Origin of the sequence: Pseudomonas gorinensis (assembly GCF_042015035.1) — a bacterium.
Taxonomy (GTDB): domain Bacteria; phylum Pseudomonadota; class Gammaproteobacteria; order Pseudomonadales; family Pseudomonadaceae; genus Aquipseudomonas; species Aquipseudomonas gorinensis.
In genome coordinates this window covers 2,194,796-2,219,881 of sequence record NZ_CP167125.1, presented here as the reverse complement: position 1 = coordinate 2,219,881, position 25,086 = coordinate 2,194,796, and the positions used below count along the sequence as shown (strand labels likewise).

Below are 25,086 nucleotides of genomic sequence, written 5' to 3'. Positions count from 1 at the left end.
CGGGCCTTTCCAGGGTTTTGCGCAAGGATCAGTGGGCGATGGCGCGGTCGGCAGACAGTTTGCCAGCGCCTTCCAGCAGCACCGCCAGCGAGCCGCCCAACAGGGCCAGTGCGAACTCATAACCGTTGTTGGCCATGAACAGACCGTTGTGGATATGCACCGAGAAGATCGCCACCAGCGACAGGATGGTCAGGCCCAATGCCGCTGGGCGTGCCAACAGGCCAATGATCAACGCCAAGCCAGCGAAGAACTCGGTCCCTCCCGACAACAGCGCCATCAAGGTGCCTGGCGCCAGGCCAATACTTTCCATCCATTGGGCAGTGCCCGCCAAGCCGTAGCCACCGAACCAGCCAAAGAGCTTTTGCGATCCGTGGGCGGCAAAGATGATGCCGACGACGATGCGTAGAATGGTCAGGCCATAACCGGCACGGGTGGACAGGAGGTTTTTGATCAGTGGGCTCATGGTGCGAATCCTTTTTAAAGTAGGGGTTGGTTGGCCGCTATATTAATCAGTTTAGGCAATGATAAAAGCCGAAAAAATGCCTTATAAATATCGATATATTCGATTATTTTCGTGAGGCGATTTTTGGCCCCGACGGCTCCAGGGACTCCCGTTCCCGATCAAACGCCAGATAGTACTTATTGACGCTATTAACATAGCTGACGCCGCTCATCCCCACCTGCTCCATGGCAATGCGTTCAACCTGGAAGAACCACTGGTTGGGGTTAAGCCCCCGGCGTTTCGCCTCGGTGCGCATGCCCTGCACCCGCTCCGGCCCCATGTTGTAGGCCGCCAGGACAAAAGCCATGCGTTCGCGCTCGTTAAGCTTGGGGCTGGCGAAAAACTTGCGGCGGATCATCGCCAGGTAGCGCGCCCCCGCCTGCACGTTGCTGTCGAGGCTTTCGATATTATTGACCCCCACCCGCTGCGCCGCCGAAGGCGTGATCTGCATCAACCCCGTGGGCCCGCCGCTGTTACGCGCGCCCGGGTCGAGTGCCGACTCCTTGAAGGCGAGCGCGGCGAGGTTCAGCCAATCCATGCCCTGCTCGCGCGCGTGTTTTTGCAGGATGGGGCGCAGTTTCTCCAGGCGCTGGCGGTCGATCCGGGCCAATGGGTTACGTACTTGATAAAGGCGACGGTAGATCCGTTGGAACGCCACATCCTGATCGGAAGGGGTTCGGTAGCTCTTGAGGAAACGATCGATACTCGCCCGCAGCATCGAAGCATCCTGGCGCACGAACCAGTACTCATCACCCGGCTCGTTGATAACCACCTGTTTGTCGAAGCGCAATTTGGGCAGGATCTTTGACCAGCGCTCGGCAATCGGCTTCTCGACAATGGTCAGGTGGAATATCCCGGCCTGGACCATCTCCAGCACATCCTCCACGGCCAGCGTCGGGTCGACCCATTCCACCTTGATCGGCGGCTGCTTGTGCAGGGCCAGTTTCTGATTGACCTGGCTGATGGCATCCGCCGCTGCACTGCCGGTGGTCAGCGCCAGGGTGCGCCCGGACAGTTGCTCCAGCTTGGTAAACCGTCGCTCGCCCTTCACCCCGACCAGCCACAACGGCACACCGCTGGCGATCGGGTCACTCGTACTGATCCTGTGGGCCGCCTTCATATCCAGCAACTCACCTGGCGCCACCAGGTCGCCTTCGCCACGCGCCAGCGCACCGAGCAGTTGATCCTTGGCCTTGGGGATGATCTTGAGGTTGATTTCCTGGCCGTCACGGGCATGGCCATTGAGGTATTGCTCGAAGGCGCGCAGGCGATGGTATTCGACACCAATGGCTTGGCCCTGAATCTCACCGGAACTGTTGCGGCTTTGGTTGACCAGCACGCGCAGGGTGCGACTGGAGCGAATCTCCGCCAGGTCGCGGACCTTGCTGGGCTTGGTCACTTCCAGCGGCCCGTCCAGACGCGCGACCGCCGCCATGGGCAGCAGTAACGTCAGGCACAATATAAGCAACGCCGAGGGTCGGATCATCCGCTCTCCGGAAAGAATACTGGCCAGCACCTTCGCGAAAAACGCAGGACTGGAGGTCAGAAACAGAGCGCTTTATGCGCTGGCAAGGCACGCAACGGCGGCATCAGGCAGGGCGACTCGCCAACCACAATGTCGCTTGCGACGTTCAAAGACAGCTATAACTCGTTGTAGTTCTTCGTTTTTCTTATAAATCTACAGCTCTGATATGCTTTCCGGCCGCAGGCGGAGATAGCACCATGCAACTCATTGATATCGGCGTCAACCTGACCAACCCCAGTTTCGACGAGAAGCACCAGGCCGTTCTTGACCGAGCCTATGCCGCTGGCGTGCAACAATTGGTGCTCACCGGCACCAGCATCGAGGGTAGCGAACAAGCGCTGGAGTTGTGCATAAAGCTCGATGAAAGCGGGCAACGCCTGTTCAGCACCGCCGGCATCCATCCCCACGCCGCCAGCGATTGGAACGGTGATAGCGACCAGCGCCTGCGCGGCTTACTCAACGAAACGCGCGTTCGCGCCGTAGGCGAATGCGGGTTGGATTTCAATCGTGATTTTTCCCCGCGCCCGCAGCAGGAGAAAGTCCTGGAGGCACACCTGGCCCTGGCCGTCGAACTGAAGTTGCCAGTGTTCCTGCACGAACGTGACGCCAACCAGCGCCTGCTGGACATCCTCAAGGACTACCGCGACCACCTGACTGCCGCCGTGGTGCATTGCTTTACCGGCGAACAGTCAGCGCTGTTCAGCTACCTCGACCTCGATTTGCACATTGGCATCACCGGCTGGATCTGCGACGAGCGCCGTGGCACACACCTGCACCCACTGGTCAGGGAAATACCCCGAAACCGCCTGATGCTGGAGAGCGATGCGCCCTACCTGCTGCCGCGCACGCTGCGCCCCAAGCCAAAAAACGGTCGCAATGAACCGGCCTACCTGCCAGAAGTGCTGCGCGAAGTTGCCCTGCACCGCAACGAAAGCATGGAAGACCTGGCCCGACACAGCACCGCCTGCGCCCGCGCCTTTTTCGGGCTGCCTGTCGTGGATTGATGCGGCGCATTGACCCACGTCAAAATGATTTTCCTCAATAGCGGCACTATAATGGCACCTTGCCAATGCTGTTTCCGCTATCAGAGAAAACCTTCCATGGGTGCCTGGCTTAGCAATATCTCGCTGAAGTACAAATTCTGGGCCGTCAACGCGGTCGCCTTTATCACCACCCTGCTCCTGGTGCTGTATGCAGTGCATCTGGAACAGCAGTCGCGCAGCCATGCATCCCAAGCCGCGGCACAAACCGAGGCGCGCCTGCTCGGTGCGTGGCCAGCCGACAAGGCGCTGCCCAAGGGTGAGTCTTGGCTGACATTTGCCCGTGGCCAAGCCCCACAAATGGCCGATCAAGACCTGTCAGCCCTGAACAGCGCCAGCGGCTGGGTCGAACTCAATCACCTGCCATTGTTCGGCGAAAACCCACTGATGGGCGCCGAAGTCATCACGCGCGCCGATGGGCAACAGGTCGCCGTGCTCGCCTACGCACCGAGCCTGAGCCAGGTGTTCAGTGAACGCTTCGCCAACTACGCCATCGCCGTGCTGATCCTGATGCTGGCGATGCTCTGCGCCTCGCAGTTGCTGATTCGCTTCCTGCTCAGCCAGCTCAACACCCTCAAGGATGTGATGCTGCACGTCGAAAAGACCGGCGACCTCTCAGCCCGCGTGCCTCTGGCCTGCAAAGATGAAGTCGGCCAGATGGCCAGCGCCTTCAACGCCATGCAAGCCGGCTACCAGCGGGTGGTCAACACCGTGGCGCGCACCGCCAAGCTCCTGGACGACGGCGCCGCACGGTTGGCCAGCAGCATGAACGAGGTGCAGCACGGCATGCTCGGCCAGCAAAGCGAAACCGACCAGGCCGCCACCGCGATCAACGAGATGACCGCCACCGTCTACCACATCGCCCAACATGCCGGCGCGACCCGTGACCTGTCCCAGACCGCCGACACCCTCGCCGGCAGCGGCCAGGAAGTCGTGACCCGGGTGCAACACTCGATTGCCGGGCTGTCCAGCGGCGTGCAGCAGACCGCCGAGATGATCCAGAAACTCGCCGAAGACAGCCAGAAGATCAACAGCGTGGTCGGCGTGATCCACAGCATTGCCGAACAAACCAACCTGCTCGCCCTCAACGCCGCCATCGAAGCCGCCCGCGCCGGTGAAATGGGCCGGGGTTTCGCCGTGGTCGCCGACGAAGTGCGTAACCTGGCCAAGCGCGTGCAGAGTTCCACCGACGAAATCACCCGCATGGTCTCGGCCCTCCAGGCCGGCACCCGCGACGCCGTAGACTTTATGCAGGAAAGCTCGTTCAAGGCCGACGACTGCGTACAGCAGGCCCAGGAAGCCGGCGCAGCACTGGCCGAAATCACCGGCGCCGTGGCGCAGATGCGTGAAAGCAACACCCAGATCGCCGTTGCCGCCGAGCAGCAAAGCCATGTGGCCGAAGAAATGAACCGAGCGGTAGTGAGCATTCGTGATGTGACCGAAAACACCGTGCAACAGACGGTGGATTCGGCGACCACCAGCAATGAGCTGGCGACCTTGGCTGGGGAGTTGAGCAAGGCGATTGGGCAACTGAAGCTGTAAGGCTTCTCCACCTGTAATCCGACTCCTACGATCGACTCCCCGTTTACCCGAAGTTTTGGCGAACCCTCCTAGCCGTCCTGGCGAATAGCGCCGACTTCTTTACCTGACGAACCTCTCCAAAGTCTCTCGCCTGATCATTCAGTGCGAGGGACCGCCGATGTACCCACCCGTTAATGCCCCGGTTGTCGGGGCTGCCTCTTGATTCCCGTCATTGCCAGTTTTGTCCTGGCCCCCATGGATGCCGAGGCGCCGGACGTTGAGCGCGTCTTTCGTGACTTGCGCGGTTGCCTGAACACCTTTGATGAGTGGGCCGAGAGCTTCTGGAGCGTTTCGGCACTGGCAGTGGAGCAGGTGTTCAAAGTTGGGGAAGAGGTGGCGTTGGTGGCGCCGGCTTCTTCCAACGCCCCAAGTAAAACGGTCGCCATGTGCAATACCCAGGGATCGTTGACTCTGGTGCATATGTTCGAAAGCACTCGGTTTGTGCCGATCGGCAATACGCCGGTGATGCTGCAAGCCATTACCCAGGACGGCGGCCCGCTCGGCGCACCACTCCATAGAACCATCGGTCCCAGCGGCATCCTCGAAATCACCGAGTGTGATCGCAACCAGCAGTACCAAATCACCTTCTATCCCAACGTTTCCAAGGATCACGTCAAGGCGCTGTATGCGTCTTATCAGTCGGTGATCGCGGGCTTGGAAGGTCACCTGCGTGACGAATGGACCAAGACCTTCCAGCCCCAGTGGGACGACTTCGCCAACGCTACGCGGTTCGAGCGCAGCGCGATGCAGCGCTTGGCCTTTTCCACCGGGATAGCCAAGGCGCTCTACAACCTGTGGGACAACATTACGCAGCTGTATGACTTGTTGGCGAACCTCAAAGCCAACGGCGAGAAATTGCTGCAGTACATCACCCAGGCCGAACTTGATGAATTGCTGAGACTGGGCAACGACACCCTCGCAAAGGGGCTGTTGGTGCTCAGCGATGAGCCGCTGCTGTTTATCTACGTGTCGGCCATGGTCAGTTGGATACGCCTGCTACCGCCGCCCGAGATGTATGAAGTGCTGGGCGAGATCACCGGCGAAGTGTTGATCAATCTATTGCTGATCTGGGCGACCCGTGGCATGGGCGTGCAGATTCGCCTGGGCGCTCAGGTGCTGGGGCATATCAAATCCGGACGAGCGCGCCAGTGGCTGGAGATGCTGGCCGATCAGTTGCTGGGGCCGAAGTTGGACGCGCATGCCGAGGCGTTGAAGCCTTTGCTGCTCGGTGGACCGGCGACGGCGATCAAGACTGTACCGGTGGCGCCGTTGAAGGCTGGGAAGCACGTGGTTTCGAACCCAGTGCCGGCGGTTCGTAACAAGACACAGAAGACGGTGTTGGTCAGGCAGGAGCCTGTCGATGATGTGCCTGTTTCGGGGAAAAACCCTGCGGGGGATGCTGCCGCGTCTTCGGACAAGACCGTCACCAACGGCTGCCCGGTGTCGATGGTTACCGGCGAGGAGCTGCTCACCCTGACCGATGGCACGCTGGACGGGATTTTGCCGTTCGAGTGGACCCGGTTGTACCGCACCAGTGCGGTGGAAGTGGATTGCGGGTTGGGGTTTGGCTGGAGTCATTCGCTGGCGCACAGGCTTTCTGTGGTGGGCGATTCGGTCGTCTGGATTGACCATGAAAACCGCACGACTGAGTTCCCGCTGCCCACCGCGGCTCGCCCCGCGATCACCAACAGCCTGGCTGAAGCGGCGATCTATCTGGGCGCTTCGCCGGATGAACTGGTGCTGGCCCAGGCGGCGCGGTTTTATCACTTTCGCGACGGTGTATTGGTCTCGATCAGTGACGCGTATGACAACCGCCTGCGAATTTTCCGCGACGTATTGGGGCGCATTGAGCGGTTGGATAACGGCGCGGGCCGGTCGCTGTTTTTGCGCTATGAACGGGGCCGCATTGTGGCGGTGGACTACCAGGTTCAGCGCGCCAAGGGGCATGAACCCTACGTCTGGGTGACGGAGCAGCACGTTGTTGCCTACGCCTATGACGACGCTGGACGGCTGGTCTCGGCGACCAATGCCGTCGGCGAAAGCGAGGCGTATCGGTACGACGAGCAGCACGTGATTCTTGAGCGTGGCTTGGCCGGTGGGGCGAGTTTCTTCTGGGCGTGGGAACGGTCTGGCAAGGCGGCGCGATGTGTCCGGCATTGGGCCAGCTTTTCGCAGATGGACACGCGCTATGTGTGGAGTGACGACGGGCGCGTCACGGTGCACAACGCCGATGGCAGTCAGGAAGTGTATGTCCATGACCACCGGGCGCGGCTGGTGCAGCGGATTGATCCGGACGGTGCGCAGCACTTCAAATCCTACGATGACAAAGGTCGGCTGACGGTCGAGCAGGACCCGTTGGGGGCGGTGACGGCGTATCAGTACGATGAAGCCGGGCGCTTGGTCGCGCTGTTTCCGGGGGATGACGAGCCGACGTCCTACGAGCATGACAATAGCTTCGTACGCGTGGTGCGCCGGGGTCAGGCGGTCTGGAAGTACGAGCGTAATGACCAAGGCGACATTACGCGTAAGACCGATCCCGACGGCCATGTCACCGACTACAGCTACGACCAATACGGACAACTGGTGGGGGTTTGGTACCCGGATCACAGTTGTCAGCGACTGGTGTGGAATGAGCGCGGGCAACTGCTGGAGCAGACGCTGCCCAATGGCGGTGTGCGGCGCTATCGCTATGACGACTTGGGTCGACAGATTGCCCGCGAGGATGAGCATGGCGCGCTGACCCAGTACCAATGGGATGCCGCCGGGCGCCTGGTCAAGCTAACTCAACCGGACGGCGCTACGCGCGAATACAGCTACAACCCCTACGGAAAAATCACCGCCGAACGCGATGAACTCGGGCGCGTCACCCGCTACGAATATGCCGATGGGTTACACCTGATCAGCCGCCGTATCAATGCCGATGGCACCCAGGTCCACTACCGCTACGACAACCCCCGGTTACTGCTGACCGAGATCGAAAACGAGGTCGGCGAGACCTATCGGCTTGCCTATCACCCCAACGGCCTGATTCAACAGGAAGTCGGGTTTGATGGGCAGCGTACGGCTTATGCCTATGACCTCAATGGCAACCTGCAGGAAAAGACCGAACACGGCGACGATGGCAGTCAGCTCGTTACTCGTTATGAGCGAGACCACGCCGGACGCCTCGTACGAAAAACCCTGCCCGACGGCAACCTTGTTGAATATACCTACGACCGCCAAGGCAACCTCCTCAGCGTCGACGACGGTCACTGGGCGTTAGCCTACGAATACGATAGCCAAAACCGTCTCACCGCCGAACACCAAGGCTGGGGCACCTTGCGCTATGGCTACGACGCCTGCGGTCAGCTTCAAAACCTGCGCCTGCCCGACAACAACCGCGCGGTGTTCAACCACAGCAAAGGCGGCCACCTCGCCACCGTCGAACTGAATGGCGCACTGCTGACCTCTCATCTATTCAAGGCCGGCCAAGAACACCAACGCCAACAAGGCCAGCTCCTCAGCCACTACCACTACGACGAACAACACCGCCTGCACGCCCACACCGTCGCGCAACAGGACATCCCCCTCTACCAACGCCACTACGACTACGACAAAAGCGGCAACCTCACCCGTTTAGTCGACAGCCGCAAAGGCGAACACCACTACCACTACCACTACGACCCCCTCGCCCGCCTCACCCGCGCCGACCACTCGCAAGCCCCGCACGAACGCTTCGCCCACGACCCGGCCGGCAACCTGCTGATGCAAGACCGCCCCGGCCCCGACATCGTCGCCGGCAACCGCCTGATGATCCAGGGCGACCGCCACTACGACTACGACGCCTTCGGCAACCTGATCCGCGAACGCCGCGGCAAAGACCATCAACTCGTCACCGAGTATCGCTACGACTGCCAGCATCGGCTGATCGGCATTACCCAGCCCGACGGCCAAACCGCGAGCTATCGCTATGACCCGTTTGGGCGGCGCATCAGCAAGACGGTCGACAACATCACCACGGAGTTTTTCTGGCAAGGCGACAAACTCATCGCCGAGCACCACGCCGAAAAGCATCGCAGCTATCTCTACGAACCGGACAGCTTCCGCCCACTGGCGCTACTGGAAGGCTTCGGTCCAAAAGAAACGAAGCCTTATCACTACCAACTCGACCACCTCGGCACACCCCAGGAGCTCACCGCCCCCGACGGTGAAATCGTCTGGTCCGCCCACTACCGCGCCTACGGCGAAATCACCCGGTTCGACATCGGAACAGTCGACAACCCACTGCGTTTTCAGGGTCAGTACTTTGATCAGGAAAGTGGGCTGCACTACAACCGCCATCGCTACTACAATCCGGATATTGGTCGTTACCTGACGCCGGATCCGGTGAAGTTGGCGGGTGGGATCAACGCGTACCAATACGTGCCTAACCCTACGGGTTGGGTGGATCCACTGGGGCTGAGCAGGTGCCCGGGCAACTGTGATCCCGCTAAAAGTCCTGAAAGCTCTCCGAGCAACGCGAACGTCAATGAAGGCCAACCACCGCTTCCTTCCCCTGAAGATATTGAATGGACGGCTCATGGCTATAAGCACAGTCCCTCAAAGAAAATGTCTTGGAAAGATATTTTGACAACGACAAAATCTGGTCCAGCCAAGTACAGGCCAGGGATAGATATTGAAAACCTGGAGAGAGAAGCCTATAAAAACGGAAGGATGACTACTAATGGAAAACCTTGGAAGGTGATGGAGTACGCTGAAAGCATCGGCGCGAGCGAGGGGGCCCCGAGCCGCTGGATACGCATAGAATTAAGCGCAAAAACAATTCACGGCCATCCTATTTCGGAGCAAGAATTCAGGAGATTAACCAAATGATCTCGTTAGGCTTCATACAAGGCAACATCACCTATGATGAGCTTTCTTTGCTGGAGGATTCTGCGATTGAGGATCAAGTACACAACTTGAAGGAGGATATGCTTCAGGTGGAGTATCCGGACGGTTTCTTACTTGACGTAGGTTGGTTTCCTTCATTCGATGCAAAAGGCCACTTCCAAATAAAGGTCGTCAAAGACTATGACTGGGACTCACCGACTCTAACTCTCACCACGCAATCAATTGATACGCTAGGCAAGCTACTTCTCCATGCACAATCTCAATTAATACAGCACTAAAAAATACGATGGATAAAAATATCGTTGTCATCGGCGGCGAGTCCAGCGGAGACATTACGCGCATGCCCCGCATCGACGAAGCAGAAAGGAAGCAGGAAGGGGACAGAACTATTTACAGGCTAAATATCCGACTCACTATTTTCGATCAAATAAACCTGTCCCTATCCGCCTAAATCTTTGAGCATTCGCTAGGCCACACAGAGGGTAATCATGGCCCACATTTCAACACTAAAAACACAGTACATGAAATTAAGGTCCCCCTGAAGCTTGGCGATGATTCACACACGTATTTCAAGAGATAAAAAATGAAGACTGTATATATAAACGAATCTGGAGTAAGACCATGGGAAAGCATACACCCAATAAATGATGCAAGATTCACAACTACCACACTAGTAGATTACGACTTCAATAGTGTGTGGGAATCGTGGTGCAGCGTAATGGACCACCTTTCAGAAGAATGGCCTATAAAAAGAGAGTGGACATCAACAACAGCTGTAGGGTTTAATTCTAAAGCCGAAGAATACCTATTTAAAAAATATATATCCAATACACTTACCACTGGAGACCTCTGTAAAAAAAATGAAAACAGCAACATCTACTCCATAATTAAAAACCGCCCAAGCAACCCTAGAAAAATACAAAACCTAGCTTTAGAGGGATCACACAACGCCGTTCTAGTTATTCAAAAATCCGAAACAGAAATAGAGGAACTTTGGTTCAAAATGACAGTATTTGAAAATCTCATCACCCCTGAGAAAATCAGGGTCTTTTTGGAGTCGCATGCCAATATATTGTTATGCAGATTTTACGATTCAGAAACACATGCCGCAGCTCAGTTCTTCTATAAAACCAGCCACGAGAATGAAATCATTCTCGAAAAAATAAGAAACCTCTTTAACAAAATAAATATTGAAGATATTCACTTCTACATAAACCGCACAAAAAACACATAAAAACGAGCACAACAGAAAAACAGGACTAGGAAGGGATCAGAACTTTTTTACAGTCTGAACATTCTATTCACTGCTCCATTAAATAAATCCGTCCGCGTTGCCCCAGGCCCCGCCGCCCACACTTTCAAGGAAAAAAATGAAGCATTGGAATGATCTTGATGGAACTATTTTTTTCAACAAGCTTTTCAAGCAACCAGTTGAAATCGGAAAAACTTATATACATTCACTGCGAATAGAAAATGATAACAATGACTTGGGCATAGGTTTTGACATACCAGAATTTCCTGAATGCCTGCCTGAAAAATGGAAAGATAAAGGATACAACGCATGCCGAATTGGACTGACCTGCTCAGAAATTAGCGACTTGAAAATAATAAACCTACCCATTAGGGAAGTTTTTCTCATAACAATAAAGCAAGAAAACGAGTACTTTTTCTTAGCTGCAAAATCTAAAAATGCCTCTATTGAATTCAAGACCAGATGGCTTTCCCTATCCGGTCCCTCGGTTTATATGAACTGTCCTGGACCAGAAGATTACGACTGGTCGGACGAAATTTAGTAAAAACAAAGCATCGATGCACTGAACGCTAACTATGAGTGTCATAGCAAACGCCAATTCGCTCCCCCGCCCACCCCCACCTAAACTCTCCCCATGTTATTTCAACGGACAGAGGATTCACCATCATGGGCAAACGTCATCCCAATCTCCCCGCCTGGCAATGGCGCAACTACCCGCAAAACCATCAGCACCCGACCAACCTGGCGCTGCACCTGATCGCCGTGCCGCTGTTTATCATCGGCTTCCTGTTGATCGTTTCCGGTGTGTTCAGCCTGAGCTTGGCCAGTTTTGCGGTGGGTGTTGTCGGTATCCTCGCCGGCCTGGGCTTGCAGCGGCAGGGTCATCGCCTGGAAGTTCAAGCCAGCGAGCCGTTCAGTGACCGTAAAGACGCCGTACAGCGCCTGGTCGTCGAGCAGTTCGTGACCTTCCCACGCTTTGTGTTGAGCGGCGGCTGGTGGCGCGCCTGGCGTCAGCGCCACCACCACTGATAGCCGGCTTAGGCGAAGACCACCACGGTCTGGCGGCTGATTGCGATCAGTTCGCCGGTCGGGCTCCATAGCGCAGCGGCGGCGTGGCCGTAGCCGTCGCGGGCGTGTTCGATGTTGACGAGATACTGGCACCAGTCGAGGGTGGTGAGGTTTTGCAGCGGCTGGATGAATTCGATGGTCCAGGTCAGGGTGCTGCCCGGCGCCGGTTTCTTCAGGTGCGGGAGCAAGGCCGGTGGCCACGCGTCGACAAGTGCGAGGATGTGCGCTTCGGTCAGTGGTTCTTCTTTCACATCCCCACGTAATCGAACCCAGCCGCCCATGTCACGGGATTTATTGCCGGTAAATGGCAGGCCGCCGACACTCCAACGCATCGCCAGGTGCCGCATGAATTCGGGGGTGACGCCCTTGATATACGGCAGTTCCTGGCACTCATCCCAATGTTTGAACGTCGGTGGCGGTTCGCTATCTACCAAGATCTGCGACTCGCGGGACGCGCCGAAACTGGCCTGCACCAGCGTCGCAACCTCGCCGTTTTGCACCACACGACCGAGCAACTGGCTGACCGCCTTGCCTTCGCGCAGCACTTCGACTTGATAGCTTGCGGGTACATCGGGCGCAACCGGACCGACGAAGGTAACCGCCAGCGAGCGTAATGGCCGATCGGCAGGCACGTGGGCGCGCAAAGCTTCGTATTGTAAAGCGACGACCAGGCCGCCGAAGGTCGCACGGCCCTGGGCCCATTCTGCGGGGATGGTGATATCCAACGGGTGGCTACGGGCAGCGTCGAGCAAATCACTAAAGCGCATGGCGACCTCACATCAAGAAAACCGATGCTGGATCTTAACCATCGTGACGGCCAGGTACAGCGCCTATTCCGGCCAAAAGCCGGACCGGTTTAAAAACAATCGACGCTGAGCTTATCCAGCACTCGGTCCGCCTGCCCTTCAGCCTTGACCATGGTGCGTTGCCATACTGCGACACACGGCTGCAGATCGGCTTGATGTTCGGCCTGGGCCAACCATTGCCAGCAATCATGCCAATCGCCAAGCGCGCCTTGGGCATCCTTCAGGCGCGACAGGGCTTTGGCCGGGAGCTTGTCCAGTTCGGGATAGGCTTCGGCGGCATAGCGCACGCGCTTGATCAGCAACCGCAAACGGTGGCGATCATGGCTGGGATCCTTCAGTGCTTCGTCGAGTTTCTGCCATTGCTTGGCCAGGCGTTTCTCGATGCGCAGGCGCAAGCCCTTGAGCAATTTCTGGTGTTGGGACGCTCGGATAAACCGTGGGAATGCATCGAGAATTTGCAGCAGGTGAGCCAACTCAGGACCTTGAGCCACCTGGCGGTAGGCATCGGGCTGCAGCCGCAGGCGGCGGTCGGCGGCGTCGTGGTGACCATGCTGGTGCAGGTAGGCGGCCAGTACTTCACGGTCACGCAGCGGAGTGGTCAATTGGCCGACCGTGCTGGCGGCCAATTCAAGGTGTTCGACGCCCGGCAGCCCACGCAAAGGGCGCAACAAGCTGCGCAGGCGTCGCACGGTAGTGCGCAAATCATGCAGGGCTTCATCATCGGTAACGGCGGCAAGGCGAGCCTGGCAGCTCAGTAACCCTACTTCCAGGCCAATGACCTGAGCGACTAACTGATCGACCAAAGCTGACATCCTGCCCTCACTTCTCGATGAAAAACCCTATTCGCTCCCTGGGATCAACGCCCAGCGCGCGACTCACGAATATAGAACCGCGCCTTTTCAGCTTTGTTGGAGCAGCCTTCGAACGCTTCAAACTGTTGCTGGGTCTTCGCGCCTGTCAACAGGGACAAGGCCTTGGAATAGCTCACGGTGCCGGCAAAGCCTTCGGCCTTGGCCAGGTCCAACTCTTTCCACGCTGCATCCAATTGGGTGCCGCAGCTGTCGCGGTATGCGGTTTTCCCGGCGCAACCGGCCAGGGCCAACATGATCACAGGCACACACATCCAGGCTTTCATCGATGACACCTCAAAATAAGAAAAACAGTCGTACGGTGTAGACGTTGCCTACAAGGAAAAGTGCCTTATCCATAGCCTGAAATCAGAAGCGCCTATTGCCAGAGCATACCCGAGCCGAGGCGCTATTTTGGAAAATTATTGCACGGTTCATGAAGATTGAAGCAGCCCCCTCAATGGGTGCATTGTGAGCGCCTGCTTAATGAAGGACATCGACCATGAAAAAGCGTGTTGCCTTGGTGCTGGGCTCCGGCGGGGCCCGGGGCTATGCCCATATCGGGGTAATCGAGGAAATCGAACGGCGCGGCTACGACATCGCCTGTATCGCAGGCTGTTCCATGGGCGCGGTGGTGGGCGGGATCTACGCCGCCGGCAAGCTCGATGAGTATCGAAACTGGATCGAAAGCCTCGACTACCTGGATGTCTTGCGCTTGGTGGACGTCAGTTTTCGTCTCGGTGCGATCCGTGGCGAGAAAGTCTTCGGGCAAATCCGCAAGATCGTTGGCGAAATCAATATCGAAGAACTGCGCATCCCCTACACGGCCGTGGCCACCGACCTGACCAACCAGCAGGAAATCTGGTTCCAGGAAGGCTGCCTGCACCAGGCCATGCGTGCCTCGGCGGCGATCCCCAGCCTGTTTACGCCCGTGATGCAGGGCAACCGCATGCTGGTGGACGGCGGCCTGCTCAACCCGCTGCCGATCGTGCCCGTGGTGTCGAGCCATTGCGACCTGATCATCGCGGTGAACCTCAACGCCACCAACCAGAAGCACTACCATTTACCCGTGATCCCACGCCCGCCGGCATTCAAGAGCCGGTTCAACAGCCTGGCGAAGTCACTGGGTTCGCACCTGCCGTTTCGCCGCAAGCAGGCCGAGCAACTGATGAAGCTGGAACAGGAAGCCTTGCAGGCCCAGGCGGCCGAGATCAACCCATGGCTGGAATCGGCTGAACCCGAATCCCAGCAACCTGCCGCCGCGCCCGAAAAGGCCGGGGCGCCGAAATCGGCCACGGGCTCGTTCATCATCGATAACGTCGGGCCGGCGTCGCTGCTGGACTTGATCAACCAGAGCTTCGAGGTGATGCAGACGTCGTTGGCGCAGTACAAGATCGCCGGCTATCCGCCGGATATCCTGATCAACGTGCCGAAACGGGTGTGTCGGTTTTTCGAGTTCTACAAGGCGCCGGAGTTGATCGCCCTGGGCAGGGAGATTGCCAGCGATACGCTGGATCGCTATGAAAGTGAACAGCGCTGAACGGTGTGCTGGGGCTGAGGGCTAAGCCCCCAACAACCGATACCCTACCCCCGCCTCGGTTACGATAAACCGTGGCTGCGTCGGATCGTCCGCCAGTTTCTGGCGCAGATGGCCCACCACGATTCGCAGGTAATGGCTGTCTTCGATGTGGGTGGGGCCCCAGATGTCCTTGAGCAATTGCTGTTGGGTAATCACCCGCCCGGGGTGGCGTGCCAGTTGTGCCAGAACCGCGTACTCCTTGCGGGTCAGTGCCACTTCCTCGCCATCCAGCAACACGCGACGATAAGCCAGGTCCACCGTCAGCGGGCCGAAACTCAAGGCCGCTTCCTGGGCTTCTCCCGCGGGCGCCTGACGCAGCAATGCACGCACCCGGGCGAGAAACTCCTGGATGCCAAAGGGTTTGGTGACGTAATCGTTCGCGCCTCCATCCAGGGCCTCGACCTTCTGTATCTCACTGGCCCGTACCGACAACACCAGGACCGGCACCGTCGACCATTCGCGAAACTCGCGCAGCACTTGCTGGCCGTCCATATCCGGCAGGCCAAGGTCGAGCACCAGCAAGTCCGGCTTGCTCAATGCCGCCTGCGCCAGGCCTTCGTTGCCGCTGCCGGCCTCGATCACTTTGTACCCCTGGGAGGCCAGGCTGATGCGCAGGAATTTGCGGATCTGCGGTTCGTCATCGATGACCAAAATCGTCGCGGTCTGGCTCATGGTGTCCAATCAAAATCCATAAAAAAAAGAGAGTAGCTCACGCCTCGCGCTCCAGGCCAGGCTGTGCCGGCAACGGCAGGAACAAGGTGATGCAGGTGCCCCGCCCGTCAATGCCATCGGCGACGCTGATATGCCCGCCATGGGCGCCGACCATGCCCTGGCAGATCGCCAGGCCCAACCCGGTGCCCTGCCCGCCCCGATCGCCCCGGGCAGCGGTGTAGAACATATCGAAAATCTTCGCGCGCTCGTCCTCGGGAATCCCCGGCCCCTCATCGGCCACGGCGAAAAACAGCTGGTTGCCAGACACTCCGGCGCTCAGTTGCAAACGTCCCTGGGGCGGCGAGAACCGCGCGGCATTTTCCAGCACGTTGACCAGGGCTTGCTCGATCAAGGCCGCATGCACATAGAGCAACGGCAGTTCCGGCGGCACATCAGTGCTCACCTGCAAAGGCGCCAGCACCGCACGCAGACGGCCAAGGGCACTGCCGACGATATCGCCGGGCGACACCCAATCCCGCGCCAGCTTCAGCGCGCCGTGGCCCAGGCGCGTCATGTCCAGCAGGTTCTGGATGTAGCGGTCGAGGCGCTCGGCTTCGTCACGGGTACCTTCGAGCAACTCGCGGCGATCCTCCAGCGGGATAGCTTCACCCAGCGCCAGGAGGCTGTCGATGCTGCCACGCATGGAGGTCAACGGCGTACGCAAATCATGGGACACCGAGGCGAGCAAGGCGCTGCGCAGTTGCTCGGTTTCGCCGTGCAGGCGCGCCGACTCCAGTTCCTGCGCCAGTTGCGCCCGCGCCAACGCCTGCGCCAGCGGTTGACTCAAGGCCGTCAGCAGGCGACGGCGTTGGCCGCTCAATTCCAGGCCCGGTTTTGCACTGACACCGAGCAGGCCCAGCGGGCCCTCTTCACCTGACAGCGGCCACCACCACCAGCGCCCAAGTGGCAAGGTGCCAGTGCCTTTGCCGGCGGGTTGATCGTGCTGCCAGGCCCAATCAGCGGCAGCGCGCTCGGCTTCGGTGAAGACCAGTGGGCCACCGGTCTCCACTTTCCAATCGCCTTGGCCGTCGCGATTGACCAGGCACAAGTCCAGGTCGCTCCAGCCTTCCAGATGATGGGCCGCCGCGCTGATCACCGCCTGGCGATCCGTGGCCGCCGTAAGCTTGCGCGACAGGTCCAGCAGTTCGCTGGTTTCTTCCTGGGTATCGCGCAAAGCCTGCAGCTGCCGGCGTTGTCGCGCAGCAAGATTGCCGGTGAGCGCCGCCATCAGCAGGAAGAACAGCAACGTCAGCACGTCCTCTTCACGCTGGATGGCGAAGGAAAAACGGGGTGGGATAAACAGGAAGTCGTACGTCAGGAACGACAACGCCGCACACACCAGTGACGGCCCCAGGCTGCTACGCACCGCCACCAGCAACACCGCAGCGAGAAACACCAGCGAGATATTCGGCAGCGGCAACACACTGGACACGCCCCAGGCCACGGCCGCCGCGACGACCGTCGCGACAACCGCCAAAGCGTAATCGAACCACACCAGCCCATGCACCTCGGGCAGGCGAGGCGGCGGCGGCATGTCGTCGCTGTAGAGCACGCTGATTTCCAGGCCGTGCGCATTCCGCAACAACCGCGCGGCCAGCCCCCCACCGAACAGCCGGCGCCGCCAGCGTGGCCGTGACTGCCCCACCAGCAACAGGCTGGCGCGACGTTCGGCGGCATGCTGGATCAACGTCTTGGCCACCTCGCCCGCGCGCAGCAGTACCACTTCACCGCCCAGGCGTTCGGCCAGTTGCTGGGCATTTTGCAGGCGCAGGCGCGATTGTTCGTCCCGTGCGCGGCCGTTGTCGATATGCACCAGGCTCCACGGCAAATGCCGACGCTGGGCCACGCGGCTGGCATGTCGCACCAGGCGCTCGGCTTGTGCATCGCCATCAATCCCCACCAGTAAACGACCACGCACCGCTGGCGCGGCCTGGCCGAGCTGGCGATACCCCTGGGCCAGGTCATCATCGACGTGGGCGGCGGCGGTTTGCATCGCCAGCTCGCGCAAGGCCATCAGGTTGGTCTGGGTGAAAAATGCATCGATGGCCGCGCGGGCCTGCTCGGGCACATACACCTTGCCGTCACGCAGGCGCTCCAGCAACTCGCGGGACGGCAGGTCGATCAGCAGCAGTTCGTCGGCCTCTTGCAGCACCCAGTCCGGCAGGGTTTCGCGCACCTGTACGCCGGTGATGCCGCGCACTTGGTCGTTGAGGCTTTCCAGATGCTGGACGTTGACCGTGGTGAACACGTTGATGCCAGCCGCGAGCAGCTCCTGGATGTCTTGCCAGCGCTTTTCATGGCGGCTGCCAGGGGCGTTGCTGTGGGCCAGCTCGTCCACCAGCACCAGTTGGGGCTTGGCGGCGAGCAGGCCGTCGAGGTCCATCTCTTCGAGCATCACGCCACGGTATTCACTGCGCAGCAACGGTTGTTGCGGCAGGCCACTGAGCAAGGCCTCGGTCTCGGCGCGGCCGTGGGTTTCGACCACGCCGGCGATCACCTTGACGCCCTGGCGCAACTGGGTGTGCGCCGCCTGGAGCATGGCGTAGGTCTTGCCTACCCCCGGCGCGGCGCCGAGGAAGACTTTGAGCCGACCACGCCCGTCCCGGGGCAGATCGGCTAGGAAAGCATCGGCGCGGCCGGAGTCGCTCATGCAGGGGTCCTTCAACAATTTAGGGTAGGAGCGAGCTTGCTCGCGAAAAACTCAAGAGCGCCGCGTTCATGCTGGACGCCCGCGTCATCGTTAACGACCTTCGCGAGCAAGCACGTGCCTACAGAGGATCATAGTTTTTCCAACGCCATGTTCAGCGCCAGCACATTCACCACTGGCGGCCCCACCAGCGGGCTTTCGATATGCGCATCCAGCAAGCGTTGCAGCGTGGACACCGGCACATTCCGCGCGGCCGCTACCCGCGCCAGTTGATAGGCAATCGCCTCGGGTGGCAAGTGTGGATCAAGACCGCTGCCAGAGGTAGTCAGCGACACCAGAGGCACTGGGCCCTGGCTCGGCACCAGTTGCTTGTTCGCGTCGTCGAACACGCGGGTGGCCAGCGCCGGATTGCTTGGGCCAAGGTTGCTGGCGCTGCTGGACACGGTAGCAAACGCGCCCGCCGAAGGGCGTGGGTGGAACCAGCTGTCACCGGTAAAATCCTGGGCGATCAGGCTGGAGCCACGCACCTTGCCGCTGGCGTCGCGCACCAGGCTGCCGTTGGCCTGGTCCGGGAAGGCAACTTGGGCGACACCGGTTACCACCAGTGGGTAGGCGACGCCGGTGATCAGGGTCATGAGCACCAGCAGGCTCAGGGCCGGGCGGATTATGTTGGACATTTCAAACTCCTCAATTCGGTCTTTGCAACCTGTGGGCACGGGGATGGTGCCCACGGGTATCGGGTCAAACCAGGTGCAGCGCAGTCAGCAGCATGTCGATCGCCTTGATGCCCACGAATGGCACCAGGATCCCGCCCAACCCGTAGATCAACAGATTGCGCCGCAGCAATGCCGCCGCACTCGCCGCTTGCACCCGTACACCGCGCAGGGCCAGGGGGATCAACACCACGATGATCAACGCGTTGAACACGATGGCCGAGAGGATCGCGCTTTGCGGACTCTGCAAGTGCATCACGTTGAGCACACCCAATTGCGGGTAGATCGAGGCGAACAGCGCCGGCAGGATCGCAAAGTACTTGGCCACGTCGTTGGCGATGGAAAAGGTTGTCAGCGCGCCACGGGTCACCAGCAATTCCTTGCCGATCTGCACCACGTCCAGCAGCTTGGTCGGGTCGCTGTCGAGGTCGACCATGTTGGCGGCCTCGCGAGCGGCCTGGGTGCCGTCGTTCATGGCCATGCCGACGTCCGCCTGGGCCAGCGCCGGGGCGTCGTTAGCACCGTCGCCGCACATGGCAACCAAGCGACCGTCATTTTGCTCATGGCGAATGCGTGCGAGTTTTTTCTCTGGAGTGGCTTCGGCGAGTACGTCATCCACGCCGGCTTCGGCCGCAATCGCAGCAGCGGTCAGCGGGTTGTCGCCGGTCACCATCACGGTGCGAATCCCCAGCTTGCGCAGTTCGGCGAAACGTTCCCGAATGCCAGGCTTGACCACGTCTTTGAGATGGATCGCCCCCAGCAACTTGCCATCGGCGCACACCAGCAACGGTGTGCCACCGCTCTGGGCGATCTTGTCGATCTCCCGCGATAGCGCGGGTTGCAGGTCGCTGCGTGGTTGACCGATAAACGCCAGCAGCGAATCCACGGCGCCTTTACGGAACACGCGCCCCTGGTAGTCGACGCCCGACAAGCGGGTTTCAGCGGTGAACGGGACGGCGGTCAATTCATCCAGGGACGGCTCGGCCTGAGGGTGCAAGGCCCGCAGGTATTCGACGATGGATTTGCCTTCCGCCGTGTCATCCGCCAGCGAGGCCAGCAGTGCGCCTTCGGCCAACTCCCGTCCGCTCACACCCGGTGCCGCGACCACGGCCGAGCAGCGACGGTTACCAAAGGTGATGGTGCCGGTCTTGTCCAACAGCAACACATGCACGTCCCCCGCCGCTTCCACGGCGCGGCCGGACTTGGCGATGACATTGAGGCGCACCAGGCGGTCCATGCCAGCGATACCGATGGCCGACAACAAGCCCCCGATGGTGGTCGGAATCAACGTTACCAGCAGGGCGACCAGGAACACCAAGGGCAGGCTGCCATTGGCGAAGTGAGCGAACGGTTGCAGCGTCACTACCACCAGCAGGAAGATCAGGGTCAGGCCGATCAGCAGGATATCCAGCGCGACTTCATTGGGGGTTTTCTGGCGCTTGGCCCCTTCCACCAGGGCAATCATGCGGTCCAGGGTCGACTCGCCAGGGTTGGCGGTGATGCGGATCAGCAGCCAGTCCGAGACCAGGCGTGTGTTGCCGGTGACGGCGGAACGGTCGCCGCCGGACTCGCGGATCACGGGGGCGGATTCACCGGTGATCGCCGCTTCGTTGACCGCCGCGATACCTTCGATGACCTCGCCGTCGCCGGGGATCATTTCCCCGGCGGCGACGCGCACCACATCACCTTTGCGCAGGCTGGTGGCGGGCACGACCTTGAAACTGCCATCGGCTTCCTTGCGGCGCGCGCTCAAGCCCTCGCTGCCAGCCTTGAGGCTGTCGGCGCGGGCCTTGCCACGCCCTTCGGCCAAGGCTTCGGCGAAGTTGGCGAACAGCACGGTGAACCACAGCCACACGGCGATCTGCACGGCGACGAAGGTCGGCACCGCCGTGTCCGGCACAAAGCACAGCACGGTGGTGAGGATCGCGGTCAGCTCGACCACCAGCATCACCGGCGAGCGTTGCAACTGGCGTGGGTCGAGCTTGACGAACGCCTGGACCAGCGCCGGGCGCCACAGGGCGGAAATAGCGGTTTTGGCGGGTTCCTGGTGTTTGACCGGGGTCGCGTTTTTTGCAGGCATATTCATTTTCATATCCCTCAGAAACCCATGCTCAAGTGTTCAGCAATGGGGCCCAGCGCCAGCGTTGGCAGGAAGGTCAGGCCGCCCACCAGCAAAATGGTCACGGTCAACAGGGTCACGAACAGCGGGCCGTGGGTGGGGAAGCTGTTCTGGCCAATCGGTGCGGTTTTCTTCATCGCCAGGCTGCCGGCCAGGGCCAGTACCGGGAGGATGTAGCCGAAACGACCGATCAACATGCCCAGGCCCAACATCAAGTTATGGAACGGGGTGTTGGCACTGAAACCGCCAAACGCCGAACCGTTGTTGGCACTGGCTGAGGTGTAGGCGTAAAGCAACTGGCTGAAGCCGTGAGGGCCAGGGTTGCTGATGGCACCGGCCGGGCCAGGCAAACTGGAGGCAATAGCACCCAGCACCAGCACACCAATCGGCATCACCATCAAGGTCACGACCAGCAACTGCACTTCCTTGGCTTGCAACTTCTTACCCAGGTATTCCGGGGTACGACCGATCATCAGGCCGGCGAGGAATACGGCAATCAACACGTTGAGCAGCATCCCGTACATGCCGGCGCCGACGCCGCCGAAGATCACTTCGCCGACCATCATGTTGACCAGTGCCACCATCCCGCTCAGCGGGTTGAGGCTGTCCTGCATGCCGTTGACCGAACCGTTGGACGCCGCGGTGGTGGTCACCGACCACAGCACGGTACCGGTGGTGCCGAAGCGCGCTTCCTTGCCTTCCAGCGGTGCGGTCTGTTCCACGGCCGGGTTGTTCAGCGCCGGGTTGGGCTGGTACTCGGCCCACAGCGACGTCGCGCCGCCGATCAGGAACAGCGCCAGCATGCAGCCGAGGATCGCACGGCTCTGACGCAGGTCTTTGACGTAGTGGCCGAAGGTGAACACCAGCGCCACCGGGATCAGGATGATCGAGGCCAGCTCGAACAGGTTGGCCCAGGCGGTCGGGTCTTCAAACGGGTGTGCCGAGTTGACGCCGAAGAAACCGCCACCGTTGGTGCCCAATTGCTTGATCGCAATCTGGCTCGCCGCCGGGCCCAGGGGGATCACTTGATCCACGCCTTGCAGGGTCACGGCATCCACGTAATGGGCGAAGGTTTGCGGCACGCCCTGCCACACCAGGAACAGCGCCAGCACCAGGCACAACGGCAACAGACCATAGAGAGTGGCGCGGGTCATATCGACCCAGAAGTTACCCAGGGTCTGGGTGGATTTGCGACCGATCCCACGGCACAGCGCGACCAAGACGGCGAGGCCGGTGGCGGCACTGACAAAGTTCTGCACGGTCAACCCGGCCATCTGGCTGAGGTAGCTCAGAGAGGCTTCACCGCTGTAGGACTGCCAGTTGGTGTTGGTCATGAAACTGACCGCGGTGTTGAAGGCCAGGGTCCATTCCTGACCCGGCAATTTCTGCGGGTTCAGTGGGAGATAGTCCTGGAACAGCAGGATCGCGAACAACAGCAAAAAGCCCGCGAGGTTGAACGCGAGCAAGGCCAGCATGTATTTCTGCCAGCTTTGTTCCTGCTGCTCATCTACCCCGGCAATGCGATAACACGCACGCTCGACCGGGCCGAACACGGGGGTGAGCCAAGTGCGCTGGCCTTCCATCACCTTGTAGTAGAACCGACCCAGAAACGGCGCCGGCACCAGCACCACGGCGAAGAAGGCGATGATCAGCCAATAGTCATAACTGTGCATAGCCCGCTCCTAGTTCCGATCCGCGCGTAACAGCGCAACCAGCAGATAAATGAACAGCGCCACGGCCAATAGCAGTGACACCCCGTCCAGAACGCTCATGGAAGTCTCTCCGTTTAGCGGCGAGTGCCGCGTGTGGGGCAATTGTCGGCAGGAGTGGTGTAAAGGAACGAGAGCGACGGGGTGGTCGGGGCGTAAAGACGGCGTAAAGAGTGGGTTTATGCGGGGTTTACAGGGGGGGTTGTGCTGGATTGCAGGGCCTCATCGGGGGCAAGCCCACTCCCACACTTGGCCTGCGTACACCGGTCAAAATGTGGGAGGGGGCTTGCCCCCGATGAGGCCCTCCCAGCCACCCCCGCACTTATCTGGTGCAATACCGGAAAATTTCAAACGCCAAACCATCCCCCAGACGACAGTTGCGCCGCTTTACGACACGGTTGGGAGGCATGGCATGTCCGCTGCAACACCTTGAATCACATTCCAAACCGTTCACGGAGCGCATCACGATGAACACACAACTCAAACCCACCCTAGGCACCCTGCACTTATGGGGCATCGCCGTCGGGCTGGTGATATCCGGTGAATACTTCGGCTGGAGTTATGGCTGGGGCGTTGCCGGGACCCTGGGCTTCCTGGTGACCTCATTGATGGTCGCGGCGATGTACACCTGCTTTATCTTCAGTTTCACCGAGCTGACGACGGCGATTCCTCATGCGGGTGGGCCGTTTGCCTACAGCCGTCGCGCCTTTGGTGAGAAAGGTGGCTTGATCGCCGGGCTGGCGACCCTGATCGAATTTGTCTTCGCCCCGCCCGCCATCGCATTGGCCATTGGCGCCTACCTGAATGTGCAATTTCCAGCACTGGACCCGAAACACGCGGCCGTCGGCGCCTATATCGTCTTCATGGGCCTGAACATCCTCGGCGTGAAACTCGCCGCCACCTTCGAATTGGTGGTGTGCGTGCTCGCTGTCGCCGAGCTTCTGGTGTTCATGGGCGTGGTCGCCCCGGCCTTCAGCTTCAGCAATTTCGCACTGAACGGCTGGGCCGGTTCCGACACCTTCGGCGCCCCGGCGATTGCCGGGATGTTTGCCGCGATCCCCTTCGCCATCTGGTTTTTCCTCGCCATTGAAGGTGCGGCCATGGCGGCTGAAGAGGCAAAAGATCCCAAGCGCACCATTCCAAAGGCCTACATCAGCGGCATCCTGACCCTGGTGATCCTGGCCATGGGCGTGATGTTCTTCGCCGGCGGCGTGGGTGACTGGCGCACCCTGTCGAATATCAACGACCCGCTGCCACAGGCGATGAAAACCGTGGTGGGTGAAAGCTCCGGCTGGCTGCACATGCTGGTATGGATCGGCCTGTTCGGGCTGGTGGCCAGTTTCCACGGCATCATCCTGGGCTACTCGCGCCAGTTCTTCGCCCTGGCCCGTGCCGGTTACCTGCCGTCTTTCCTTGCCAAACTGTCACGCTTTCAGACACCGCACCGGGCAATCATCGCTGGCGGCGTGGTCGGCATCGCGGCGATCTACAGCGACGGCCTGATCAACCTCGGCGGCATGACACTGACTGCGGCGATGATCACCATGGCGGTGTTCGGCGCCATCGTGATGTACATCATGAGCATGCTCAGCCTGTTCAAACTGCGCAAAACCGAGCCGCTGCTGGAGCGCACCTTCCGCGCACCGGGTTACCCGATCGTGCCGGGCATTGCGCTGATGCTGGCGGTGGTATGCCTGGTGGCCATGGCCTGGTTCAACGCGCTGATCGGCTTGATCTTCCTGGGTTTCATGGTGGCGGGTTTCATCTACTTCCAGTTGACCGCGCAGGATCGTGCGGATGCGCCAGCGGACGCAATGTTGACCGGGCTCTAAGGTTAATGAGGCGGAACAGGCCTACACTGAACTACTCAGAAAGCCTGTTACTCAAAGCAGTTATTACCGTGGGAAAACTCTCCCACGGCAATCTGCCTCAAGGAGAGCGTTATGCCGTGGTACGCATGGTTGATTTTGGTGGTTGCGATCGGGTCGATCGTCGGTGGGTTGATGATGCTGCGTGACAGCGCCAACAAGGTGGAACTTACCGACGAACAACGCAAACGCGTGGCCGAACGCAACGCCCAGGCCGATGCCAAGGATGCGCAGGATCGCTGAACCTTG

Annotated in this window: 21 protein-coding genes; 10 read left to right on the top strand and 11 right to left on the bottom strand. The window is 59.8% G+C overall.

Going from position 1 to position 25,086, the window contains the following annotated elements; genetic code table 11:
- Positions 1-28: 28 nt before the first annotated feature.
- Both AB7933_RS10140 and AB7933_RS10135 read right to left on the bottom strand, forming a co-directional pair.
- Positions 29-463, bottom strand: a complete 435-nt coding sequence (locus tag AB7933_RS10140; RefSeq protein WP_024074198.1) for a DoxX family protein — start codon at positions 461-463, stop codon at positions 29-31.
- A 103-nt stretch (positions 464-566) separates the two neighbouring features.
- Entirely contained in the window at positions 567-1,988 is a 1,422-nt protein-coding gene (locus AB7933_RS10135) for a transglycosylase SLT domain-containing protein (protein WP_024074197.1), read from the bottom strand.
- A 236-nt stretch (positions 1,989-2,224) separates the two neighbouring features.
- On the opposite strand from AB7933_RS10135, the gene AB7933_RS10130 reads away from it, so the two are divergent.
- From AB7933_RS10130 to AB7933_RS10100, 7 genes are all read left to right on the top strand, one after another.
- Complete coding sequence (locus AB7933_RS10130) at positions 2,225-3,031, top strand: TatD family hydrolase (RefSeq protein WP_024074196.1); 807 nt, start codon at positions 2,225-2,227, stop codon at positions 3,029-3,031.
- A gap of 96 nt (positions 3,032-3,127) precedes the next feature.
- On the top strand, positions 3,128-4,609 hold the full coding sequence (locus AB7933_RS10125) for a methyl-accepting chemotaxis protein (protein WP_024074195.1): 1,482 nt from the start codon (positions 3,128-3,130) through the stop codon (positions 4,607-4,609).
- 198 nt (positions 4,610-4,807) lie between these two features.
- Positions 4,808-9,499 carry an RHS repeat-associated core domain-containing protein gene (locus tag AB7933_RS10120; RefSeq protein ID WP_024074194.1) on the top strand — a complete coding sequence of 1,564 codons (4,692 nt, stop codon included), beginning with the start codon at positions 4,808-4,810 and terminating at the stop codon, positions 9,497-9,499.
- Entirely contained in the window at positions 9,496-9,795 is a 300-nt protein-coding gene (locus AB7933_RS10115; RefSeq protein ID WP_024074193.1) for a hypothetical protein, read from the top strand. The genes AB7933_RS10120 and AB7933_RS10115 overlap by 4 nt, the downstream gene beginning before the upstream one ends.
- A gap of 305 nt (positions 9,796-10,100) precedes the next feature.
- On the top strand, positions 10,101-10,751 hold the full coding sequence (locus tag AB7933_RS10110) for a hypothetical protein (protein WP_024074192.1): 651 nt from the start codon (positions 10,101-10,103) through the stop codon (positions 10,749-10,751).
- Positions 10,752-10,887: 136 nt separating this feature from the next.
- Positions 10,888-11,310 (top strand): Imm50 family immunity protein, encoded by a 423-nt coding sequence (locus tag AB7933_RS10105; protein WP_024074191.1) that lies wholly within the window; start codon positions 10,888-10,890, stop codon positions 11,308-11,310.
- 125 nt (positions 11,311-11,435) lie between these two features.
- Entirely contained in the window at positions 11,436-11,798 is a 363-nt protein-coding gene (locus tag AB7933_RS10100) for an Mpo1-like protein (protein WP_024074190.1), read from the top strand.
- Between the two features lie 8 nt (positions 11,799-11,806).
- Here the strand turns inward: AB7933_RS10100 and AB7933_RS10095 are convergent, their stop codons facing one another.
- The 3 genes from AB7933_RS10095 to AB7933_RS10085 all read right to left on the bottom strand — a co-directional run bounded on the left by AB7933_RS10095 (position 11,807) and on the right by AB7933_RS10085 (position 13,778).
- The gene (locus AB7933_RS10095; RefSeq protein WP_024074189.1) at positions 11,807-12,604 is read right to left on the bottom strand and encodes an acyl-CoA thioesterase; all 798 of its coding nucleotides are present in this window, start codon (positions 12,602-12,604) and stop codon (positions 11,807-11,809) included.
- 89 nt (positions 12,605-12,693) lie between these two features.
- Positions 12,694-13,455 carry a CHAD domain-containing protein gene (locus AB7933_RS10090; RefSeq protein WP_024074188.1) on the bottom strand — a complete coding sequence of 254 codons (762 nt, stop codon included), beginning with the start codon at positions 13,453-13,455 and terminating at the stop codon, positions 12,694-12,696.
- Positions 13,456-13,499: 44 nt separating this feature from the next.
- The gene (locus AB7933_RS10085; RefSeq protein WP_024074187.1) at positions 13,500-13,778 is read right to left on the bottom strand and encodes a hypothetical protein; all 279 of its coding nucleotides are present in this window, start codon (positions 13,776-13,778) and stop codon (positions 13,500-13,502) included.
- Positions 13,779-13,993: 215 nt separating this feature from the next.
- Between AB7933_RS10085 and AB7933_RS10080 the strand changes: the two genes are divergently transcribed.
- Complete coding sequence (locus tag AB7933_RS10080) at positions 13,994-15,031, top strand: patatin-like phospholipase family protein (RefSeq protein WP_024074186.1); 1,038 nt, start codon at positions 13,994-13,996, stop codon at positions 15,029-15,031.
- Positions 15,032-15,052: 21 nt separating this feature from the next.
- Here AB7933_RS10080 and AB7933_RS10075 read toward each other — a convergent pair whose 3' ends face one another.
- The 6 genes from AB7933_RS10075 to kdpF form a co-directional block, all read right to left on the bottom strand.
- Positions 15,053-15,742, bottom strand: a complete 690-nt coding sequence (locus AB7933_RS10075; protein WP_041160871.1) for a response regulator — start codon at positions 15,740-15,742, stop codon at positions 15,053-15,055.
- Positions 15,743-15,779: 37 nt separating this feature from the next.
- On the bottom strand, positions 15,780-18,431 hold the full coding sequence (locus tag AB7933_RS10070) for a sensor histidine kinase (RefSeq protein WP_024074184.1): 2,652 nt from the start codon (positions 18,429-18,431) through the stop codon (positions 15,780-15,782).
- 128 nt (positions 18,432-18,559) lie between these two features.
- Positions 18,560-19,105, bottom strand: coding sequence for a potassium-transporting ATPase subunit KdpC (gene kdpC, locus AB7933_RS10065; RefSeq protein WP_024074183.1), 546 nt, complete (start codon positions 19,103-19,105; stop codon positions 18,560-18,562).
- Between the two features lie 64 nt (positions 19,106-19,169).
- A complete protein-coding gene (gene kdpB / locus AB7933_RS10060) occupies positions 19,170-21,227 on the bottom strand; it encodes a potassium-transporting ATPase subunit KdpB (RefSeq protein WP_370694633.1) in 2,058 nt (685 codons plus the stop codon).
- An 11-nt stretch (positions 21,228-21,238) separates the two neighbouring features.
- Positions 21,239-22,933, bottom strand: coding sequence for a potassium-transporting ATPase subunit KdpA (gene kdpA / locus AB7933_RS10055; RefSeq protein WP_024074181.1), 1,695 nt, complete (start codon positions 22,931-22,933; stop codon positions 21,239-21,241).
- A 9-nt stretch (positions 22,934-22,942) separates the two neighbouring features.
- Positions 22,943-23,032, bottom strand: coding sequence for a K(+)-transporting ATPase subunit F (kdpF, locus tag AB7933_RS10050; protein WP_003218754.1), 90 nt, complete (start codon positions 23,030-23,032; stop codon positions 22,943-22,945).
- A 404-nt stretch (positions 23,033-23,436) separates the two neighbouring features.
- Between kdpF and eat the strand changes: the two genes are divergently transcribed.
- A complete protein-coding gene (gene eat / locus AB7933_RS10045) occupies positions 23,437-24,801 on the top strand; it encodes an ethanolamine permease (protein ID WP_024074180.1) in 1,365 nt (454 codons plus the stop codon).
- Between the two features lie 111 nt (positions 24,802-24,912).
- The gene (locus AB7933_RS10040) at positions 24,913-25,080 is read left to right on the top strand and encodes a DUF2897 family protein (RefSeq protein WP_012722955.1); all 168 of its coding nucleotides are present in this window, start codon (positions 24,913-24,915) and stop codon (positions 25,078-25,080) included.
- Positions 25,081-25,086: the final 6 nt, after the last annotated feature.